This is a genomic window from Dyella sp. (genome assembly GCF_036384435.1).
Lineage (GTDB): Bacteria > Pseudomonadota > Gammaproteobacteria > Xanthomonadales > Rhodanobacteraceae > GSA-30.
This window is the reverse complement of sequence record NZ_DASVMI010000047.1, coordinates 1-15,115: the sequence shown is the minus strand read 5'-3', so window position 1 is coordinate 15,115 and position 15,115 is coordinate 1. Positions and strand designations below refer to the sequence as shown.

Below are 15,115 nucleotides of genomic sequence, written 5' to 3'. Positions count from 1 at the left end.
AGCGGCCATCAGTCGGCCGTATCGTTTTGCCGGGCCTGCGAAAGTGCATGCTCTCGGCGGAATTCATCCAGCAACGCACGGGATGGTTTGTCCAACGTGTGTTGCGCCAGTAAGTCGGGGCGCCGCAGCCAGGTCCTGCCCAGCGATTGCTTCAGGCGCCAGCGACGAATAGCCGCGTGGTCGCCGGACAATAGCACCGCCGGCACGTCCCCGTATGCGTCATGCACCGGTTTCGCATAGTGCGGACAGTCGAGCAGGCCACTCGAAAACGAATCCTGCTCGGCCGATTGCGCATCGTTCAATGCACCGTCCTGCAAGCGGCCCACCGCGTCAATGATCACCGCGGCACCCAACTCGCCGCCAGACAACACATAATCGCCGATGGAAAGCTCCTCGTCGACCTCGTGCGCCAGCAGACGCTCGTCCACACCTTCATAACGTCCACAAAGCAAGGCGATTCGCGGCATTTTAGCCAGCGCCTCTACCCTACCCTGCGTCAGCCGCGCTCCTTGCGGACTGAGGTAAATCATGTGCACCGGTTCCGGTGCCGCCTCGCGGATCGCCTTGAAGGCTGCCCGCAAGGGCTCAATCAGCATCACCATGCCAGGACCACCACCGCATGTGCGGCCATCCACGGTACGGTAGTTGTCGGTGGCGAAGTCGCGCGGATTCCAGGTTTCCACCTGCAACAGCTGACGCTGTTGCGCGCGCCCTACAACACCGACGGCAGCGCACTGGCGAACGAAGTCAGGAAACAGCGTGACGACGTCGAATCGCATCGGTCCCTCAAGATCAGTGTCAGAACTCGGGGTCCCAGTCCACCACCATACGTCCGCCGGACAAATCCACCGAACGCACATAAGAACCCTGGACGAAAGGAACCAGCCGCTCGCGCTCGCCGTCCCTCACTACCACGACGTCATTGGCACCAGTTGCAAACAGGTGGCTGACCCGTCCCAATGCCACGCCCTCCGTGGTGACGACCTCGAGACCTTCGAGGTCAACCCAGTAGTATTCATCCTTGCCGGGAGGCGGAAGCAGCTCGCGGGCGACGAAGATGTCGCAACCGATCAGCGCTGCCGCTTGATCGCGGTCCGCCACGTCAGGCATCTGGGCGATGAGCCCCTTGCCTTGCGGACGTCCCTTGACTCCCTCGATCTCCAGCTCTTCACCCGGCGCCGTGGAAAGCAGCCAGGGCTGGTACTTGAAGATCTGGGTGCGCGGCTCGGTCCAGGATTCGATCTTGAGCCAGCCTTGCACCCCGTACAGCCCGACGATGCGTCCCACCAGGACGCGCCGACCGGCTACAGCCATACTCAGGCAGCCTGCTGCTTGGCGGCTTCCTTCACCAGGGCGGCGACCTTGTCGCTCAGCTGAGCGCCCTTGGAGACCCACTCCTGCACGCGAGCCACATTCAGCTCGAGACGCTTGTCCTTGCCCGAAGCAACCGGGTTGTAGTAACCCACGTTTTCGATGCTACGACCGTCACGCGCACTGCGCGAATCGGTCACGAGGACGTGGTAGAACGGACGGCCCTTGGCGCCGCCGCGCGAAAGACGAATCTTAACCATAGTAAAAAAGCTCCAGAGTTGCCGGCTTTGCCAGCAGCACGCCCTAGGTATGGGCGCGGTGAACGCGGGATTTTAATGGGGTTTCTTAGCGCTGTAAAGAGCTTGGGTGGAAAGCCGCTCATTGACCCAGGCTATAAAGGGTCAAGTCAGCTGTGTCAGGGGCTGTAAGGGGGGAAGTACCACCAGGCTATCCACACCCTCGCTCTTCATCCTGCACAGCGAGCGACTTTACAGACGCCCATCGGGCGTCGGCTTCACCCTTAACGCATCGGGGGCATACCACCGCCCATGCCACCCATGCCCTTCATGGCCCCGCGCATCTGCCGCATCAGGCCCTTGGTGCCGCCCTTGGAGAGCTTGGACATCATCTTTTCCATCTGCATGTACTGCTTGAGCAAACGGTTCACATCCGCCGGCTGGGTGCCCGAACCGCGTGCCACGCGGGCACGGCGTGAGCCGTTGAGCAGGTCGGGATGGCGACGCTCCTTTTTGGTCATCGAATTGATGATTGCCACCATGCGGTCAATTTCCTTGTTATTGACCTTGGACTTGACGTTATCCGGCAGGTTGGCGACGCCCGGCAGCTTGTCCATCAAGCCGGCCAGGCCGCCCATGTTGTTCATCTGCTCGAGCTGATCCTTCATGTCGTTCAGGTCGAAGCGCTTGCCCTTCATGACCTTCTGGGCAAGCTTCTGTGCCTTTTCCTGGTCAACCTTGCGCTCGACTTCCTCGACCAGCGACAGCACGTCGCCCATGCCCAGAATGCGCTGGGCCACACGATCGGGATGGAACGGTTCCAGCGCATCGGTCTTTTCGCCGGCACCAAGGAACTTGATCGGCCGGCCGGTCACGTAGCGTACCGACAAGGCCGCACCGCCACGGGCGTCACCGTCGGTCTTGGTCAGTACCACACCGGTCAACGGCAGCGCCTCTGCAAAAGCCTTGGCGGTGTTCGCCGCATCCTGGCCTGTCATCGAGTCGACGACGAACAGCGTTTCGACAGGCGTGATCGCTGCGTGCAGCGCCTTGATCTCGGCCATCATGGCCTCGTCCACGTGCAGGCGGCCGGCGGTGTCGACCAGCAGCACATCGACTACTTCGCGGCGCGCCGCAGCCATGGCTGCCTTGGCGATCTCGATCGGGTCCTGACCCGCCTCGGACGGGAAAAACTTCACCTCGACCTGCTCGGCCAGGGTGCGCAGCTGTTCGATAGCCGCAGGACGATAAACGTCGCAGCTGACCACCATGACCTTTTTCTTCTTGCGTTCAGTGAGGAAGCGCGCCAGCTTGCCCACCGTGGTGGTCTTGCCCGCGCCCTGGAGGCCAGCCATCAACACCACCGCCGGTGGCTGCTGCGCAAGGTTCAGCTCGCTGTTGGTCGTACCCATGACCGCAGTCAGTTCGTCGCTGACCACTTTCACCAGCGCCTGTCCAGGCGAGAGGCTCTTGAGGACTTCCTGGCCGACCGCGCGCACCTTGACGCGTTCGACCAGCGCCTGCACTACCGGCAGGGCAACGTCGGCCTCCAACAGCGCGATGCGCACTTCACGCAGGCTTTCGCGAATGTTTTCCTCGGTCAACCGGCCGCGGCCACGCAGGCGGTCAACGGTGGCGGAAAGGCGTTGGCTGAGGGATTCGAACATGGCGACGGCCGTGCATGGAGAAAACCTCGATTGTACCCGCTATGTCCCCAGCTTAGCGATGTTCCCTGATAAAGAGGGGGGAAACGGGCGATGGGGGCGCAAGCCCGACGGACAGCAGCACACCGCTACGGGAATACGTTGTTGCCCCACGCCATACCAGCCTCTATAGCCAGCCTCGCGCGCGCTCCCGTCTCCAACCCACGCGACATAACGCGCCTCCCCCACAGCCCCTACTCCATGCCAAACTGCGCATCCATGTTGATTCCCATTCTCGCCCTGCTCGCCATTGCCTTGTACCTCGCTGCCGCAACGGGGCTGGCGCGGCCGCTGCTGAGTGGGGGGCAGCCGCTGAATCGTACGTCCCTGGGCGTGGCGGGGCTGGCGGTGCTGATCCATGCAGGCATCCTTCTGGGCATGCATAGCGGTGCGCTGGACCTGCACTTTTTCGCGGCGCTGTCACTGGTCGCCTGCGTCGTGTCGATCCTGACGTTGCTAGTGAATCTGGGGCGACCCGTGGCCGCGCTGGGCGTGATCATCTTCCCGCTGAGCGCCTTGTTGTTGGCCGTGGACACCTTCATGGCACGCGAGCGCGCGCCACTGGTCATGGACTGGCAGATCAAACTGCACGTCACCGTGGCCCTCGTCGCTTTCAGCGTGCTGTCCATCGCCGCGGTGCTGGCGATCCTGCTGGCTTTCCAGGAGCGCGCCCTGCGCCACCGTCAGTTCGGCAACTGGCTACGTGCCCTGCCCCCGCTGACGCTGACCGAAACCCTGCTGTTCCGGCTGATCGGCGCCGGCTTCGTTCTACTCAGCCTGACATTGCTGACTGGCATCCTGTTCGTTGACGATCTGTTCGGCCAGCACCTGGTGCACAAGACCGTGTTGTCGATCATTGCGTGGCTGGTGTTTGGCGTGCTGCTCTATGGTCGCTGGCGGCACGGCTGGCGCGGCCGTCGCGCAGTAAACCTGACCCTGGTCGGCATGGGTGTACTGCTATTGGCTTTCTTCGGGTCGAAGTTCGTGCTTGAGGTGATCTTGCACCGCGGCGGCTAAAAACCGGGACGGGAAACGGATGGCGCGGGGCGCAATGACGTGCGCCACCGCAACATGCAAAGCTCGCCAAGATGTTTTCGCGGCACGAGAGGTTGACCTCAGTCGTGCGGGCTTGTGCCCCCCCCCATCTCCCGTCTCCCGTCTCCCGTCTCCCATCTCCCAATGCTCAATCGCCGCGCGCCGCGTCGATCGCTTGCGACAACCGCTCCACGCCGATCACATCCATATCGCCTACCTTGCCCTTCTTCGGCGCATTGGCGCGCGGCACGATGGCACGACGAAAACCATGCGTGGCCGCTTCCTTGAGGCGCTCCTCGCCATTGGGAACCGGACGAATCTCGCCAGACAGGCCCACTTCGCCGAAAGCGATGGTCTTGTCCGGCAACGGGCGGTCACGCAGCGACGACAGCACGGCCAGCAACACCGGCAGGTCGGCGGCGGTCTCCTGCACGCGGATGCCGCCTACCACGTTCACGAACACATCCTGGTCATACGCAGCAACACCGCCATGGCGATGCAGCACCGCCAGCAGCATGGCCAGGCGATTTTGCTCCAGGCCCAGCGCCACGCGACGGGGGTTACCCAGCGAGGATTGATCGACCAGCGCCTGCACCTCCACCAGCAGCGGACGCGTACCCTCCCTGGTCACCATCACCGCGCTACCAGAGGTTGGTCCGCTGTGCGCGGACAGGAAGATGGCCGACGGATTGGGCACCTCGCGCAAGCCTTTTTCGCTCATCGCGAAGACGCCCAGTTCATTGACCGCGCCGAAACGGTTCTTGAAGGCGCGCAAAACGCGGAATCGACTACCCGATTCGCCTTCGAAATACAGCACGGCATCGACCATGTGTTCCAGCACGCGCGGACCGGCGATACCGCCCTCCTTGGTGACGTGGCCGACCAGGAATACCGACGTTCCGGTTTCCTTGGCAAAGCGTGTGAGCTTGGCTGCGGCCTCGCGCACCTGACTTACCGAGCCGGGCGCGGCGGTGAGCAATTCGGTCCAGATGGTCTGGATCGAATCGATCACCAGCACGCGAGGGCGTGCAGCGGCCGCTTGCTCGAGAATGCGTTCGATGCATGTTTCAGCCAGGGCATGCAGGGGCGCCAGAGGGAGATCCAGACGCTGCGCACGCGCCGCAACCTGCGCCAGCGATTCCTCGCCCGTGACGTAGACACTGGGCAATTGAGCCCCCAGGGTTCCGAGCATCTGTAGCAGCAAGGTCGATTTGCCGATGCCAGGATCACCACCAATGAGCACCACCGACCCATCGACCAGGCCGCCACCCAGCACACGGTCAAGCTCACCGATACCGGTAAGGCTGCGTACGTCGGCAGCCAACGCCACTTCGGTCAGCGGAGTGACCTTGGCCGATTCGACAGCCCCTGCATATCCAGAGCGCCTGGCCGCGCCCACGGATGCCTTGGCTGCCGACTGCAACACGATTTCGCTCAAGGTGTTCCACGCGCCGCACTCGACGCATTGCCCCTGCCATTTGGAGTGTTCGGCGCCACAGTCGGTGCAGACATAGGCGGTCTTGGCTTTGGCCATGAGGATGCTCGGGATGGAAGGACAACAAGATTAGGCGATCAGCGTCGCGGTGTATGAGACGGCCAACCAGGCCTGGGAGACGGGCAGCGGGAGCGCAAGGTCCCGGCAGGCCGACAATCTGTGAAAATGCGACGGCGCTTTCGTGCAAGACAGGTCGGGAACCTGACGTGCTTGCGCCCACACATCCCATCTCCGCTTTTCTAGCCCTCGTCTTCAACAAAAAGCACACGCCGCGTCATGCCACAGGTGAGGTCGTAGGCGATCGTGCCGGATGTGGCGGCGATCTGCTCTATCGGCAATTCAGGCCCCCACAGCACTACTCGATCTCCTACTTGCGCATGCGGAGCATCGCGCAGGTCGAGAGTGATCAAGTCCATGGAGACACGACCGATCAAGGGAACACGCTGCCCGCGCACCAGCACCGGCGTGCCAGCAGCCGCACTGCGTGGATAACCATCGCCATAACCGACCGCGGCCACACCAACCGCCATATCTTCTGGGCACGTCCAGGTGCCGTTGTAGCCGATCGGCTCACCCTTTTTGATCGGATTGATGGCGATCAGTCGGGTGCTCAGTGTCATGGCCGGGCGGAAGCCGAAATCGGCAGCGCTTTTTCCTTCCACGATCGACAAGCCATACAGCAGGCCTCCGGTACGCACCCAATCCTCTCGTGCCTGCGGCCAGCCGAGCACCGCGGCGGAGTTAGACAACGAACGAGGCCCATTCAAGCCGCGTGTTGCTTCATGGAAGCGCGTGATCTGCGCCGGTGTCCGGATTCCCCCAAAGACCTCCGAATCAGAAAAATGCGCCAGCAGGCCAATATCAGGGTGCAGCCCTGGCATGGCCGCCAAGCTTGCATGAACCTCGGCTACTTTTTCCGGTGCAAAGCCCAGGCGATGCATGCCGGCGTCGATTTTCAGCCAGACCCGCAAGCGCCCGCGCTCAGGCGTTGCCTCGGCCAACCAAGCCAGTTGCGAAGCATGATGAATGGCCGCGTCCAGGCCAAGGCGCTGCATCTCGGCGATGTCACCCGGCTGATCAGGGCCGGAAAGCACCACGATACGCTGCGTATGGCCGGCCGCCCGCAGGCGCAGCCCATCGCCCAGCGCGGCCACGGCGAAGGCTTCGGCATCGCCGTTCAACGCGCGCGCCACGCGCTCCAGGCCATGCCCATAGGCATCGGCCTTGACCACCGCCATGACCTGGGCTGGCGCCGCCAAGGCCTTGATGCGCGCGAGGTTGTGCCGAAGCGCGGCGAGATGGATGGTAGCGACAGTGGTTCGGCTCATGGTTCCAGCAGCAACAGAGAACGCGTGCGTTTAATCGAACGCACCCACGAAGGAATCCGGCGCGTAGTTCTCGAACTTGGTGTAATGCCCCAGGAAAGTCAGCTTCACCGTATCCGTTGGACCGTTACGCTGCTTGCCGATGATGATTTCGGCCAGGCCTTTATCCGGCGACTCCTTGTTGTAGTACTCGTCGCGGTAGATGAACATGATCACGTCGGCGTCCTGCTCGATAGCGCCAGACTCGCGCAGGTCCGACATCATCGGACGCTTGTCCGCGCGCTGTTCGAGCGAGCGGTTCAACTGCGAAAGCGCGATCACCGGCACGTTCAGTTCCTTGGCGAGTCCTTTAAGTGAACGCGAAATTTCTGAAATTTCGGTGGCACGATTCTCGGTATTTCCGGGCACCTGCATGAGCTGCAGGTAGTCGATGACGATCAATCCCAGACCGCCGTTCTCGCGATGGATGCGGCGGGCCCGCGAACGAAGTTCCACCGGCGACAGGCCAGGCGTATCGTCGATGAAGATCTTGGCCTCGGACAGAATGGCGATCGCGTTGGTCACGCGCGGCCAGTCTTCCTCGGCAAGATCGCCATTGCGCAAATGCTGCTGATGGATACGCCCCACCGAGGAAATCAGACGAAACGCCAGCTGGGAAGCGGACATTTCCATCGAGAACACAATGACGGCTTTCTTGCTACGCATGGCCACGGCCTCGGCGATATTCACCGAAAAGGCCGTCTTGCCCATCGACGGACGCGCCGCGACGATGATCAAGTCCGATGGCTGGAGGCCCGACGTCAGTTCGTCGAGGTCGTCGAAACCGGTGGATGCTCCCGTCAACTGACCACGATTTTCGTAACGCTCAGACAAGATGCGAAAAGCATCCTTCACCGCCTCACGCATGGTGACGGTGTCCTTCTTGCCGCGCGCGCCAGACTCGGCGATCTTGAACACGCGCTGCTCGGCCTTTTCCATCACCTCCTGCACGCTCTGCCCTTCCGGGCGATAACCGTCTTCAGTGATCTGCGTGCCGGCGTCGATCAATTGCCGCAGGATGGACTTCTCACGCACGATGTCGGCATACGCGCCGATATTGGCGGCGCTGGGCGTGGCGTTGGCCAGTTCGATCAGATAGCTGGAACCGCCGATCAGTTCGGCAAGGCCATTGGCCTCGAACCATTCACCCAGGGTGATGGCATCGCAAGGCATGCCCTTGTTGGCCAGCTCGGTAATCGCTCGCCAGATCAGGCGGTGATCCTTGCGATAGAAATCCTGCTCACTGAGCTTGTCGGCGACTTTGTCCAACGAGTCAGGCGACAGCATCAGGCCACCGAGCACGGCCTGCTCGGCTTCCAGGGAGTGCGGCGGCACGCGCAACGCATCGATCCCCGATAGCGGGCTGGATTTGCGCTCAGGCACAAAGGACATCGCTTTTCCTCGCTTCGACGGCCTTGACGACCGAGGGGATGGGTCTTCTTCGTAATCCATCATACGTCGCGTGGTCTCAGGAGCCGAGATGAAAAGCTGTGGATATCTTGTGGAAGTTTGGGGATAAGTTCATGCGTGAAGTCGCTCGCTCAGGCTCGCTGTAAAGCCGGCGCGCACATCTGTAAGGGGTAAAGAGGAACAGTGGGCACCGATGAGCCACAACCTGCTTCTTCCCTTTACCTTTGCAACTCACAAAGCGATCGGCTTCACAGGCCACAACGCAGCTGACCGCACGCGCCAATAAAAAAGGCGCCGGAGGCGCCTTTTTTATTGGCGTCAGCAAGAAAACTTACTTCTCGCCAACTACGATCACCTTGACCGAACCCTGCACGTCGGCGTGCAAAGCGATCACGACTTCGTATTCACCGGTGGTACGGATCGGGCCTTCGCCCTGGATCACTTCATTCTTGTGAATGTCATGACCGGCAGCCTGCAGCGCATCGGCGATTTCACGCGGGCCGACCGAACCGTACAGCTTGCCTTCGGGGCTGGCATTGGCACTGATGGTCACCGTTACGTCGGCCAATTTGGCATGACGCGTATTGGCATCAGCAAGCAGGCTGTTGGCTTTGGCTTCGTATTCGGCGCGGCGCTTCTCGAAGGCTTCGAGATTGGCGGCGTTGACCGGCACAGCCTTGCCCTGCGGCAGGAGGTAGTTACGACCGTAACCCGGCTTCACATTGACCTTGTCGCCAAGGTTGCCGAGATTACGGACTTTTTCGAGAAGAATCAGTTCCATGGTGGTTCCTTTTCGTTAGCACCGGAGTGGCCCGGCGCAGCCGTGGACGGTTGTCCGAAGAGTGAAAGGCCCCCTTGCGGAGGGGGCCTCACGACGATCAAACGTCGTGATTGTCGGTGTACGGCAGCAGAGCCAGGAAGCGTGCGCGCTTGACCGCGGTGGCCAACTGGCGCTGGTAACGCGCCTTGGTGCCGGTGATGCGGCTCGGCACGATCTTGCCGTTCTCGGTGATGTACTGACGCAGCGTGTTGAGATCTTTGTAGTCGATCTCTTTGACGTTTTCGGCCGTGAAGCGGCAGAACTTGCGGCGGCGGAAGAACTTGGACATGGCTTGGCTCCTGATCAGTCGTCGCTGTCGCGATCGTTATCGTCACGACCGCCGCGGCGGTCCTCACCCTCGACGTCGTCATCGCGGCGGCGCGACGACTTGGCATCATCCTTTTCCTTGGACTTCAGGATGAAGGACTGCTCGGTGTCGGCGGCATCGCGCTTGATCACCAGGTGGCGCAGCACGGCGTCATTGAAGCGGAAACCCGACTCCAGCTCGTTCAGCGCATTCTGGCCAACTTCGATGTTAAGCATCACGTAGTGAGCCTTGGCCAAGTTGACGATCGGGTAAGCCAGCTGACGGCGCCCCCAGTCTTCCAGGCGGTGGATCTTGCCGCCATCGGCCTCGATCAGGCTCTTGTAGCGATCAATCATCGCCGGAACCTGCTCGCTCTGGTCAGGGTGGACCAGGAACACGATTTCGTAATGACGCATGATCATTGGTTGGAAACTCCTTGTGGATGCGGCCTTTACGGGGCCTGGCAGCCTCCCGCGGGAGCAGTGAGGCAAGGTCTGCCCGCACCCAAGGCGCAGACAGAAGCGGGAGTTTAGCCCGACGTCAGGCAGGGTGTAAAGCGGCGAGGCCGGCTGCCTGCCTCACGCCACGGTAAAGCTTTCGCCGCAGCCGCACTCGCCCGTTGCATTGGGGTTGTGAAAGACGAACGAAGCATTGAGGCCTTGGCGCTGAAAGTCGATCACGGTGCCATCCACCAAGGGAAGGCTCTTGCTGTCCACCACCAGGCGGACACCGTCCACCTCGACCAGGCTGTCTTCCGGGGCCAGGCTGTCGGCCAGGTCCACCACATAGGCGAAGCCCGAACAACCGGTGCGCCTGACACCGAAACGCACTCCGGTCGCGCCGGGCGTGTTGTTCAGGAATTGGCGCATGCGTTCGTTGGCAGCAGGCGTGATGGAGATAGTCATGATGAACGTCGAGAAGCAACTTGGGGGGTTATTTGACCTGAAAACCGTCGCGAGCAGGACGGGCGCTCCATTATGATGCCGGTTTGCCCATACGCGCCAATATCGAGGCGCCCTGCAGGAGTTTCAATCCATGACGGTGGTCAGCGTCAAACAGGCTCTTTCCGGCAAGCTCGAAGCCGGCAGCAACGTCACGGTGCGCGGCTGGGTGCGCACCAAGCGCGATTCGAAGGCCGGCCTGTCCTTCGTCAACGTCTCGGATGGCTCCTGCTTCGACCCGATTCAGGCCGTGATCGACGCTACCGTGCCCAACTACGCGACGGATGTGCAGAACCTGAGCAGTGGCGCGGGCGTCATCGTGACGGGCACCCTCGTGCCGTCGCAGGGCAAGGGGCAGCGTTTCGAGTTGCAAGCCACGGACGTGACGGTGACCGGCTTCGTCGACGATCCGCTGACCTATCCGATCCAGCCCAAAGCCCATTCCATGGAATTCCTGCGCGAAGTGGCTCACTTGCGCCCGCGCACCAACCTGTTCGGCGCGGTCACGCGCGTGCGCCACACGATGATGACGGCCATCCATCGCCATCTCACCGAGCAGGGCTTCTTCTGGATCAACACGCCGATCATCACTACGTCCGATGCCGAGGGCGCTGGCGACATGTTCCGCCTGTCCACACTTGACCTTGCCAACCTGCCCCGCGACGAACAGGGCAAGGTCGACTTCCGCAAGGATTTCTTCGGACGTGAGGCATTCCTCACCGTGTCCGGCCAGCTTAACGTCGAGGCCTACGCCCTTGCGATGAGCAAGGTCTACACATTCGGACCGACCTTCCGCGCGGAAAACTCCAACACGCCCCGCCACCTGGCCGAATTCTGGATGGTCGAGCCGGAAATCGCCTTTGCCGACCTGGCCGCCGATGCCGATTGCGCAGAGGCTTTCCTCAAGGCCATCTTCAAGGCCGTGCTCGACGAACGCCCTGACGACATGGCCTTCTTCGCCGAACGCGTTCAGCCCGATGCCATCACTCGCCTGGAAAACTTCATCAAGCAACCCTTCGAGCGCATCGACTACACCGACGCCATCGAGATCCTGAAAAACTGCGGGCACAAATTCGAATTCCCCGTCGCGTGGGGTATCGACTTGCAGACCGAGCATGAGCGCTACCTGGCTGAGACGCACATCGGCCGCCCGGTGGTGGTCATGAATTATCCCGAGCAGATCAAGGCGTTCTACATGCGCCTGAACGATGACGAGAAAACCGTCGCCGCGATGGACGTGCTCGCCCCAGGCATCGGCGAGATCATCGGCGGAGCCCAGCGCGAGGAGCGGCTGGATTATCTTGACCGCCGCATGGCCCAGTTCGGCCTCGATGCTGCCACTTACGGCTGGTATCGTGACCTGCGTCGCTACGGCACCGTCCCCCATGCCGGTTTCGGACTCGGCTTCGAACGCCTGCTGGTTTATGTTTGTGGGCTGTCGAACATTCGCGACGCCATCCCCTACCCCCGTGCGGCAGGTACTGCCGAATTCTGATCCCCCATCATGCGCCAACCCCATCTCGTTGCCTTCGCCACGATTGCCCTGACCTTGCTGGTGACGGCATGCCACAGCGCCAAGCACTTGCTGCCCCCAAACCTGCGTGCGCCGGAAAATACTTCGGCGCAACTGGATGGCGCCAAAAAGGCCTTGCAGGATGCGATACCTTGCTGCACGAGCTTCGCCGATTTTTCCTACCAGGCCCAATTGCCCTGGCGACCGAAGAGGTTCGAACTCGGCCCGGGCAGCTCGGTTTTCAGCCTTAACGGACAGCGCAGCTATTTCCTGAGCTTTCGTCTGCCCACTGATGGCAAGCTGCCATACCGGGTCGGGATGAAGTCCGAATTGAACGGCCGCTGGTTGCGCACCAGCTATCTGTTCGGGCCGACCGTAGTGCTGCTGGATGAGGCGTTCCAACCCCTGGGCGACCAGAAAGACATCAACCTTTGCGAGCACGTAGGCTGGAGCAGTGCCACGACAGGCGCATTCGGCAGTTATGAAGTGAAAGACCCGAAGGCACGCTACATCGTGGTGTTCAGCTCAGCGGCGCAACAGGCTGGCAACACCTACTGGGAACAGTCGCCAGCGGCTTTCTCGGCCGAATCCCCGGTGAGCATGAATCCGAGCGGCAGTTTCAAGATTCCGCACGGTCCCGATGGCGTGCTTTGGGTCGGCATGATGGATAAGGACTATGCCAGCGCCGTGGACAACGCCGTCTGCGGCAAGCCCCCCGCCGGCGATGGCCTGCTCAACACCTTGCGCAATGCGCTGCCGATTCCGCTATGGACCGACAATAGCGCGGGCAGCAGCAACGCTCCTGGCAATGCCTCCAGTAGTGAGGCCAGCGGCAGCGATAGCGGCGGCGGGAAATGATCCAGCTATATTTCTTGCTGCTTCTGACCGGCGTTACATGTTTCCTGCTGCATTTCTTGGCTCAGGCACGCATCGTCTCGCGCTTGCGCAACCATCACGCCCATGAGTGGGAGATCATCTCGGTGCCCGAAGGGGGTGGCAAGGCCAGTCCGCTGCGCATATGGATGCGCCTGCAACTGGCACTGCGCTCACCTATCCTCCCGGCGCTGGAGGACTCATCCATCACCCACTGGAGACGCGTCTGGCGCTACGCTCCCTGGCTTGCGTGGGTATGCTGGTGCGGCGCGATCGCTCTGCAATGGTCCGCACGCTGACTTTTACCGCAAGGAGTTGCCATGCAACTGGATCTGACCGGACGCCATGCCTTCGTTTGCGGCGCCTCCCAGGGAATCGGTCGTGCCAGCGCCATCGAACTGGCCTCGCTGGGTGCTGATGTCACCGTCCTGGCCCGCTCGACGGACACGTTGAAATCACTGGCAGAGCAGTTGCCCCGCACGCATGATGCACAACGCCATGGCTGGCAAGTGGCCGATATGCTCGATACGCGTGCCCTGGTCGCCGCAGCCGCGGACGCAGCCACGGGGCATCCGGTGCATATCCTGATCAACAATACGGGCGGCCCACCCGCCGGACCAGCCCATTCGGCTGCTACCGAGGCGTATGAAGCGGCCTTTCGCCAGCACCTGCTGGCTGCCCAGGCACTGGCGCAGACCTTCCTGGCCGACATGCGCGACAGCCGTTACGGGCGTATCGTCAACGTCATTTCCACTTCGGTGAAAGAGCCGATCGCCAATCTGGGCGTATCCAATACCATCCGTGCCGCCATGGCCGGCTGGTCCAAGACGTTGGCATCGGAAGTCGGCCCCGATGGCATCACGGTCAACAATGTACTGCCAGGCTATACACGTACCGACCGCCTGGCCAGTCTGCTACAAGGCCAGGCCCACTCCAGCGGCCGTGGCGCGAATGAAGTCGCCACCGGTCTACTGGCCGCGGTACCTGCCCGACGCTTTGGCGAACCGGAAGAAGTCGCCTCGGTGGTGGCTTTTCTGTGCACGCCGGCGGCCGGCTACGTCAACGGCGTCAGCATCGCCGTGGATGGTGGTCGCACCCGATCGCTCAGCTGAAGCAGCTTACGATACGCGCGCCCCGGTGCATCGTGGAGATCCAGCCTTTAAGCTTACTCCATGCCATCCAGACGCCTGACCAACCTGATCGACGGACGCCTTGAGGCACCTCAAGCTGATCGCTGGCTGGATATCCACGATCCGGCCACAGGTCATGTCTTCGCCCTTTGCCCGGACTCCGACGCCAGCGACGTGGAAGCCGCCGTCCAGGCCGCGCAACGCGCCGCGCCAGGCTGGGCGGCCACGCCCGCCGACCAGCGCAGCAGACTGCTACATCGGCTGGCCGACCTCGTCGAGGCGCGACTGGATGATTTCGCCAGCCTGGAGTCGCAGGACAATGGTAAGCCCATCGCACTCGCTCGTAGCGTGGACATCCCTCGGGCCATCAGCAACCTGCGCTACTTCGCCTCGGCCATCGTGCCCTGGGCCAGCCAGTCGCACGCCATGGAAGTGGGCGCCATCAACTACACCTTGCGCCAGCCGCTGGGTGTCGTCGGCTGTATCAGCCCATGGAATCTTCCGCTTTATCTATTCACCTGGAAAATCGCCCCTGCTCTGGCCAGCGGCAATGCGGTGGTTGCCAAACCGTCGGAAGTCACCCCTTGCACAGCCTCCCTGCTCGGCGAGCTGAGCCTTGAGGCCGGCCTGCCTTCCGGTGTTTTCAATATCGTGCATGGTCGCGGCCCCTCTGTCGGCCAATCGCTGGTGGAGCATCGCCTGGTAAAAGCCATTTCGTTTACTGGTAGCACGGCTACGGGTAAAGCGATCGCTCAATCTGCGGCTCCCCAGTTCAAGAAGCTATCACTGGAACTAGGCGGCAAGAATCCAGCCATCGTCTTCGCCGATGCCAACCTGGACGATGCCAATCTGGACACCATCGTGCGCTCGGGCTTTGCCAACCAGGGCGAGATCTGCCTATGCGGCTCGCGGCTTCTGGTGCAGCGCGCCATTTACGACACCTTTCGCGAACGCTACCTGACTCGCGTACGTGCGCT

17 protein-coding genes are annotated in these 15,115 nt (G+C 61.9%); 6 read left to right on the top strand and 11 right to left on the bottom strand.

The genetic code is table 11. From position 1 onward, the window contains the following. Nucleotides 1-8 precede the first annotated feature (8 nt). The 4 genes from trmD to ffh all read right to left on the bottom strand — a co-directional run bounded on the left by trmD (nt 9) and on the right by ffh (nt 3,214). The gene (gene trmD, locus VF436_RS04465; RefSeq protein WP_330902786.1) at nt 9-779 is read right to left on the bottom strand and encodes a tRNA (guanosine(37)-N1)-methyltransferase TrmD; all 771 of its coding nucleotides are present in this window, start codon (nt 777-779) and stop codon (nt 9-11) included. Between the two features lie 19 nt (nt 780-798). Then, complete coding sequence (rimM, locus tag VF436_RS04460) at nt 799-1,314, bottom strand: ribosome maturation factor RimM (protein ID WP_330902785.1); 516 nt, start codon at nt 1,312-1,314, stop codon at nt 799-801. A 2-nt stretch (nt 1,315-1,316) separates the two neighbouring features. After that, a complete protein-coding gene (gene rpsP, locus VF436_RS04455) occupies nt 1,317-1,571 on the bottom strand; it encodes a 30S ribosomal protein S16 (RefSeq protein ID WP_330902784.1) in 255 nt (84 codons plus the stop codon). Between the two features lie 260 nt (nt 1,572-1,831). Further along, on the bottom strand, nt 1,832-3,214 hold the full coding sequence (gene ffh / locus VF436_RS04450) for a signal recognition particle protein (protein WP_330902783.1): 1,383 nt from the start codon (nt 3,212-3,214) through the stop codon (nt 1,832-1,834). Nucleotides 3,215-3,469: 255 nt separating this feature from the next. Here ffh and VF436_RS04445 point away from each other — a divergent pair, with 255 nt between their 5' ends. After that, a complete protein-coding gene (locus tag VF436_RS04445; protein ID WP_330902782.1) occupies nt 3,470-4,267 on the top strand; it encodes a cytochrome C assembly family protein in 798 nt (265 codons plus the stop codon). Nucleotides 4,268-4,433: 166 nt separating this feature from the next. On the opposite strand, the gene radA is transcribed toward VF436_RS04445, so the two are convergent. From radA to VF436_RS04410, 7 genes are all read right to left on the bottom strand, one after another. Continuing rightward, the gene (gene radA, locus VF436_RS04440; RefSeq protein WP_330902781.1) at nt 4,434-5,819 is read right to left on the bottom strand and encodes a DNA repair protein RadA; all 1,386 of its coding nucleotides are present in this window, start codon (nt 5,817-5,819) and stop codon (nt 4,434-4,436) included. Nucleotides 5,820-6,019: 200 nt separating this feature from the next. Further along, nucleotides 6,020-7,108: an alanine racemase gene (gene alr, locus VF436_RS04435; protein WP_330902779.1), complete on the bottom strand. Its 1,089-nt coding sequence runs from the start codon at nt 7,106-7,108 to the stop codon at nt 6,020-6,022. Nucleotides 7,109-7,138: 30 nt separating this feature from the next. Then, on the bottom strand, nt 7,139-8,536 hold the full coding sequence (locus tag VF436_RS04430; RefSeq protein WP_330902778.1) for a replicative DNA helicase: 1,398 nt from the start codon (nt 8,534-8,536) through the stop codon (nt 7,139-7,141). 349 nt (nt 8,537-8,885) lie between these two features. Further along, nucleotides 8,886-9,335: a 50S ribosomal protein L9 gene (gene rplI / locus VF436_RS04425; protein WP_330902777.1), complete on the bottom strand. Its 450-nt coding sequence runs from the start codon at nt 9,333-9,335 to the stop codon at nt 8,886-8,888. Nucleotides 9,336-9,432: 97 nt separating this feature from the next. Beyond that, the gene (gene rpsR / locus VF436_RS04420; RefSeq protein ID WP_131150740.1) at nt 9,433-9,663 is read right to left on the bottom strand and encodes a 30S ribosomal protein S18; all 231 of its coding nucleotides are present in this window, start codon (nt 9,661-9,663) and stop codon (nt 9,433-9,435) included. Between the two features lie 14 nt (nt 9,664-9,677). After that, nucleotides 9,678-10,100, bottom strand: coding sequence for a 30S ribosomal protein S6 (gene rpsF, locus VF436_RS04415; RefSeq protein WP_330902807.1), 423 nt, complete (start codon nt 10,098-10,100; stop codon nt 9,678-9,680). A gap of 159 nt (nt 10,101-10,259) precedes the next feature. Beyond that, nucleotides 10,260-10,586: an iron-sulfur cluster assembly accessory protein gene (locus VF436_RS04410; protein WP_330902774.1), complete on the bottom strand. Its 327-nt coding sequence runs from the start codon at nt 10,584-10,586 to the stop codon at nt 10,260-10,262. A 130-nt stretch (nt 10,587-10,716) separates the two neighbouring features. Here VF436_RS04410 and asnS point away from each other — a divergent pair, with 130 nt between their 5' ends. The 5 genes from asnS to VF436_RS04385 all read left to right on the top strand — a co-directional run. Next, complete coding sequence (asnS, locus tag VF436_RS04405) at nt 10,717-12,117, top strand: asparagine--tRNA ligase (RefSeq protein WP_330902773.1); 1,401 nt, start codon at nt 10,717-10,719, stop codon at nt 12,115-12,117. Nucleotides 12,118-12,126: 9 nt separating this feature from the next. Next, complete coding sequence (locus tag VF436_RS04400) at nt 12,127-12,993, top strand: hypothetical protein (RefSeq protein WP_330902772.1); 867 nt, start codon at nt 12,127-12,129, stop codon at nt 12,991-12,993. Continuing rightward, complete coding sequence (locus VF436_RS04395; protein WP_330902771.1) at nt 12,990-13,307, top strand: hypothetical protein; 318 nt, start codon at nt 12,990-12,992, stop codon at nt 13,305-13,307. Before VF436_RS04400 ends, VF436_RS04395 begins: the two co-directional genes overlap by 4 nt. A gap of 21 nt (nt 13,308-13,328) precedes the next feature. Beyond that, a complete protein-coding gene (locus VF436_RS04390; protein WP_330902770.1) occupies nt 13,329-14,120 on the top strand; it encodes an SDR family oxidoreductase in 792 nt (263 codons plus the stop codon). A 60-nt stretch (nt 14,121-14,180) separates the two neighbouring features. After that, nucleotides 14,181-15,115 (top strand): aldehyde dehydrogenase family protein (locus tag VF436_RS04385; RefSeq protein ID WP_330902769.1); only part of this gene is annotated, 935 nt, incomplete at its 3' end.

What these genes read in the sequence shown, in the direction of transcription:
- VF436_RS04400 (WP_330902772.1), top strand. Translation starts at nt 12,127, where the DNA reads ATGCGCCAACCCCATCTCGTTGCCTTCGCCACGATTGCCCTGACCTTG.
- asnS (WP_330902773.1), top strand. Translation starts at nt 10,717, where the DNA reads ATGACGGTGGTCAGCGTCAAACAGGCTCTTTCCGGCAAGCTCGAAGCC.
- rimM (WP_330902785.1), bottom strand. Translation starts at nt 1,314, where the DNA reads ATGGCTGTAGCCGGTCGGCGCGTCCTGGTGGGACGCATCGTCGGGCTG.
- rplI (WP_330902777.1), bottom strand. Translation starts at nt 9,335, where the DNA reads ATGGAACTGATTCTTCTCGAAAAAGTCCGTAATCTCGGCAACCTTGGC.
- trmD (WP_330902786.1), bottom strand. Translation starts at nt 779, where the DNA reads ATGCGATTCGACGTCGTCACGCTGTTTCCTGACTTCGTTCGCCAGTGC.
- ffh (WP_330902783.1), bottom strand. Translation starts at nt 3,214, where the DNA reads ATGTTCGAATCCCTCAGCCAACGCCTTTCCGCCACCGTTGACCGCCTG.
- VF436_RS04390 (WP_330902770.1), top strand. Translation starts at nt 13,329, where the DNA reads ATGCAACTGGATCTGACCGGACGCCATGCCTTCGTTTGCGGCGCCTCC.
- rpsR (WP_131150740.1), bottom strand. Translation starts at nt 9,663, where the DNA reads ATGTCCAAGTTCTTCCGCCGCCGCAAGTTCTGCCGCTTCACGGCCGAA.
- VF436_RS04430 (WP_330902778.1), bottom strand. Translation starts at nt 8,536, where the DNA reads ATGTCCTTTGTGCCTGAGCGCAAATCCAGCCCGCTATCGGGGATCGAT.
- rpsP (WP_330902784.1), bottom strand. Translation starts at nt 1,571, where the DNA reads ATGGTTAAGATTCGTCTTTCGCGCGGCGGCGCCAAGGGCCGTCCGTTC.
- radA (WP_330902781.1), bottom strand. Translation starts at nt 5,819, where the DNA reads ATGGCCAAAGCCAAGACCGCCTATGTCTGCACCGACTGTGGCGCCGAA.
- VF436_RS04445 (WP_330902782.1), top strand. Translation starts at nt 3,470, where the DNA reads ATGTTGATTCCCATTCTCGCCCTGCTCGCCATTGCCTTGTACCTCGCT.
- VF436_RS04395 (WP_330902771.1), top strand. Translation starts at nt 12,990, where the DNA reads ATGATCCAGCTATATTTCTTGCTGCTTCTGACCGGCGTTACATGTTTC.
- VF436_RS04410 (WP_330902774.1), bottom strand. Translation starts at nt 10,586, where the DNA reads ATGACTATCTCCATCACGCCTGCTGCCAACGAACGCATGCGCCAATTC.
- alr (WP_330902779.1), bottom strand. Translation starts at nt 7,108, where the DNA reads ATGAGCCGAACCACTGTCGCTACCATCCATCTCGCCGCGCTTCGGCAC.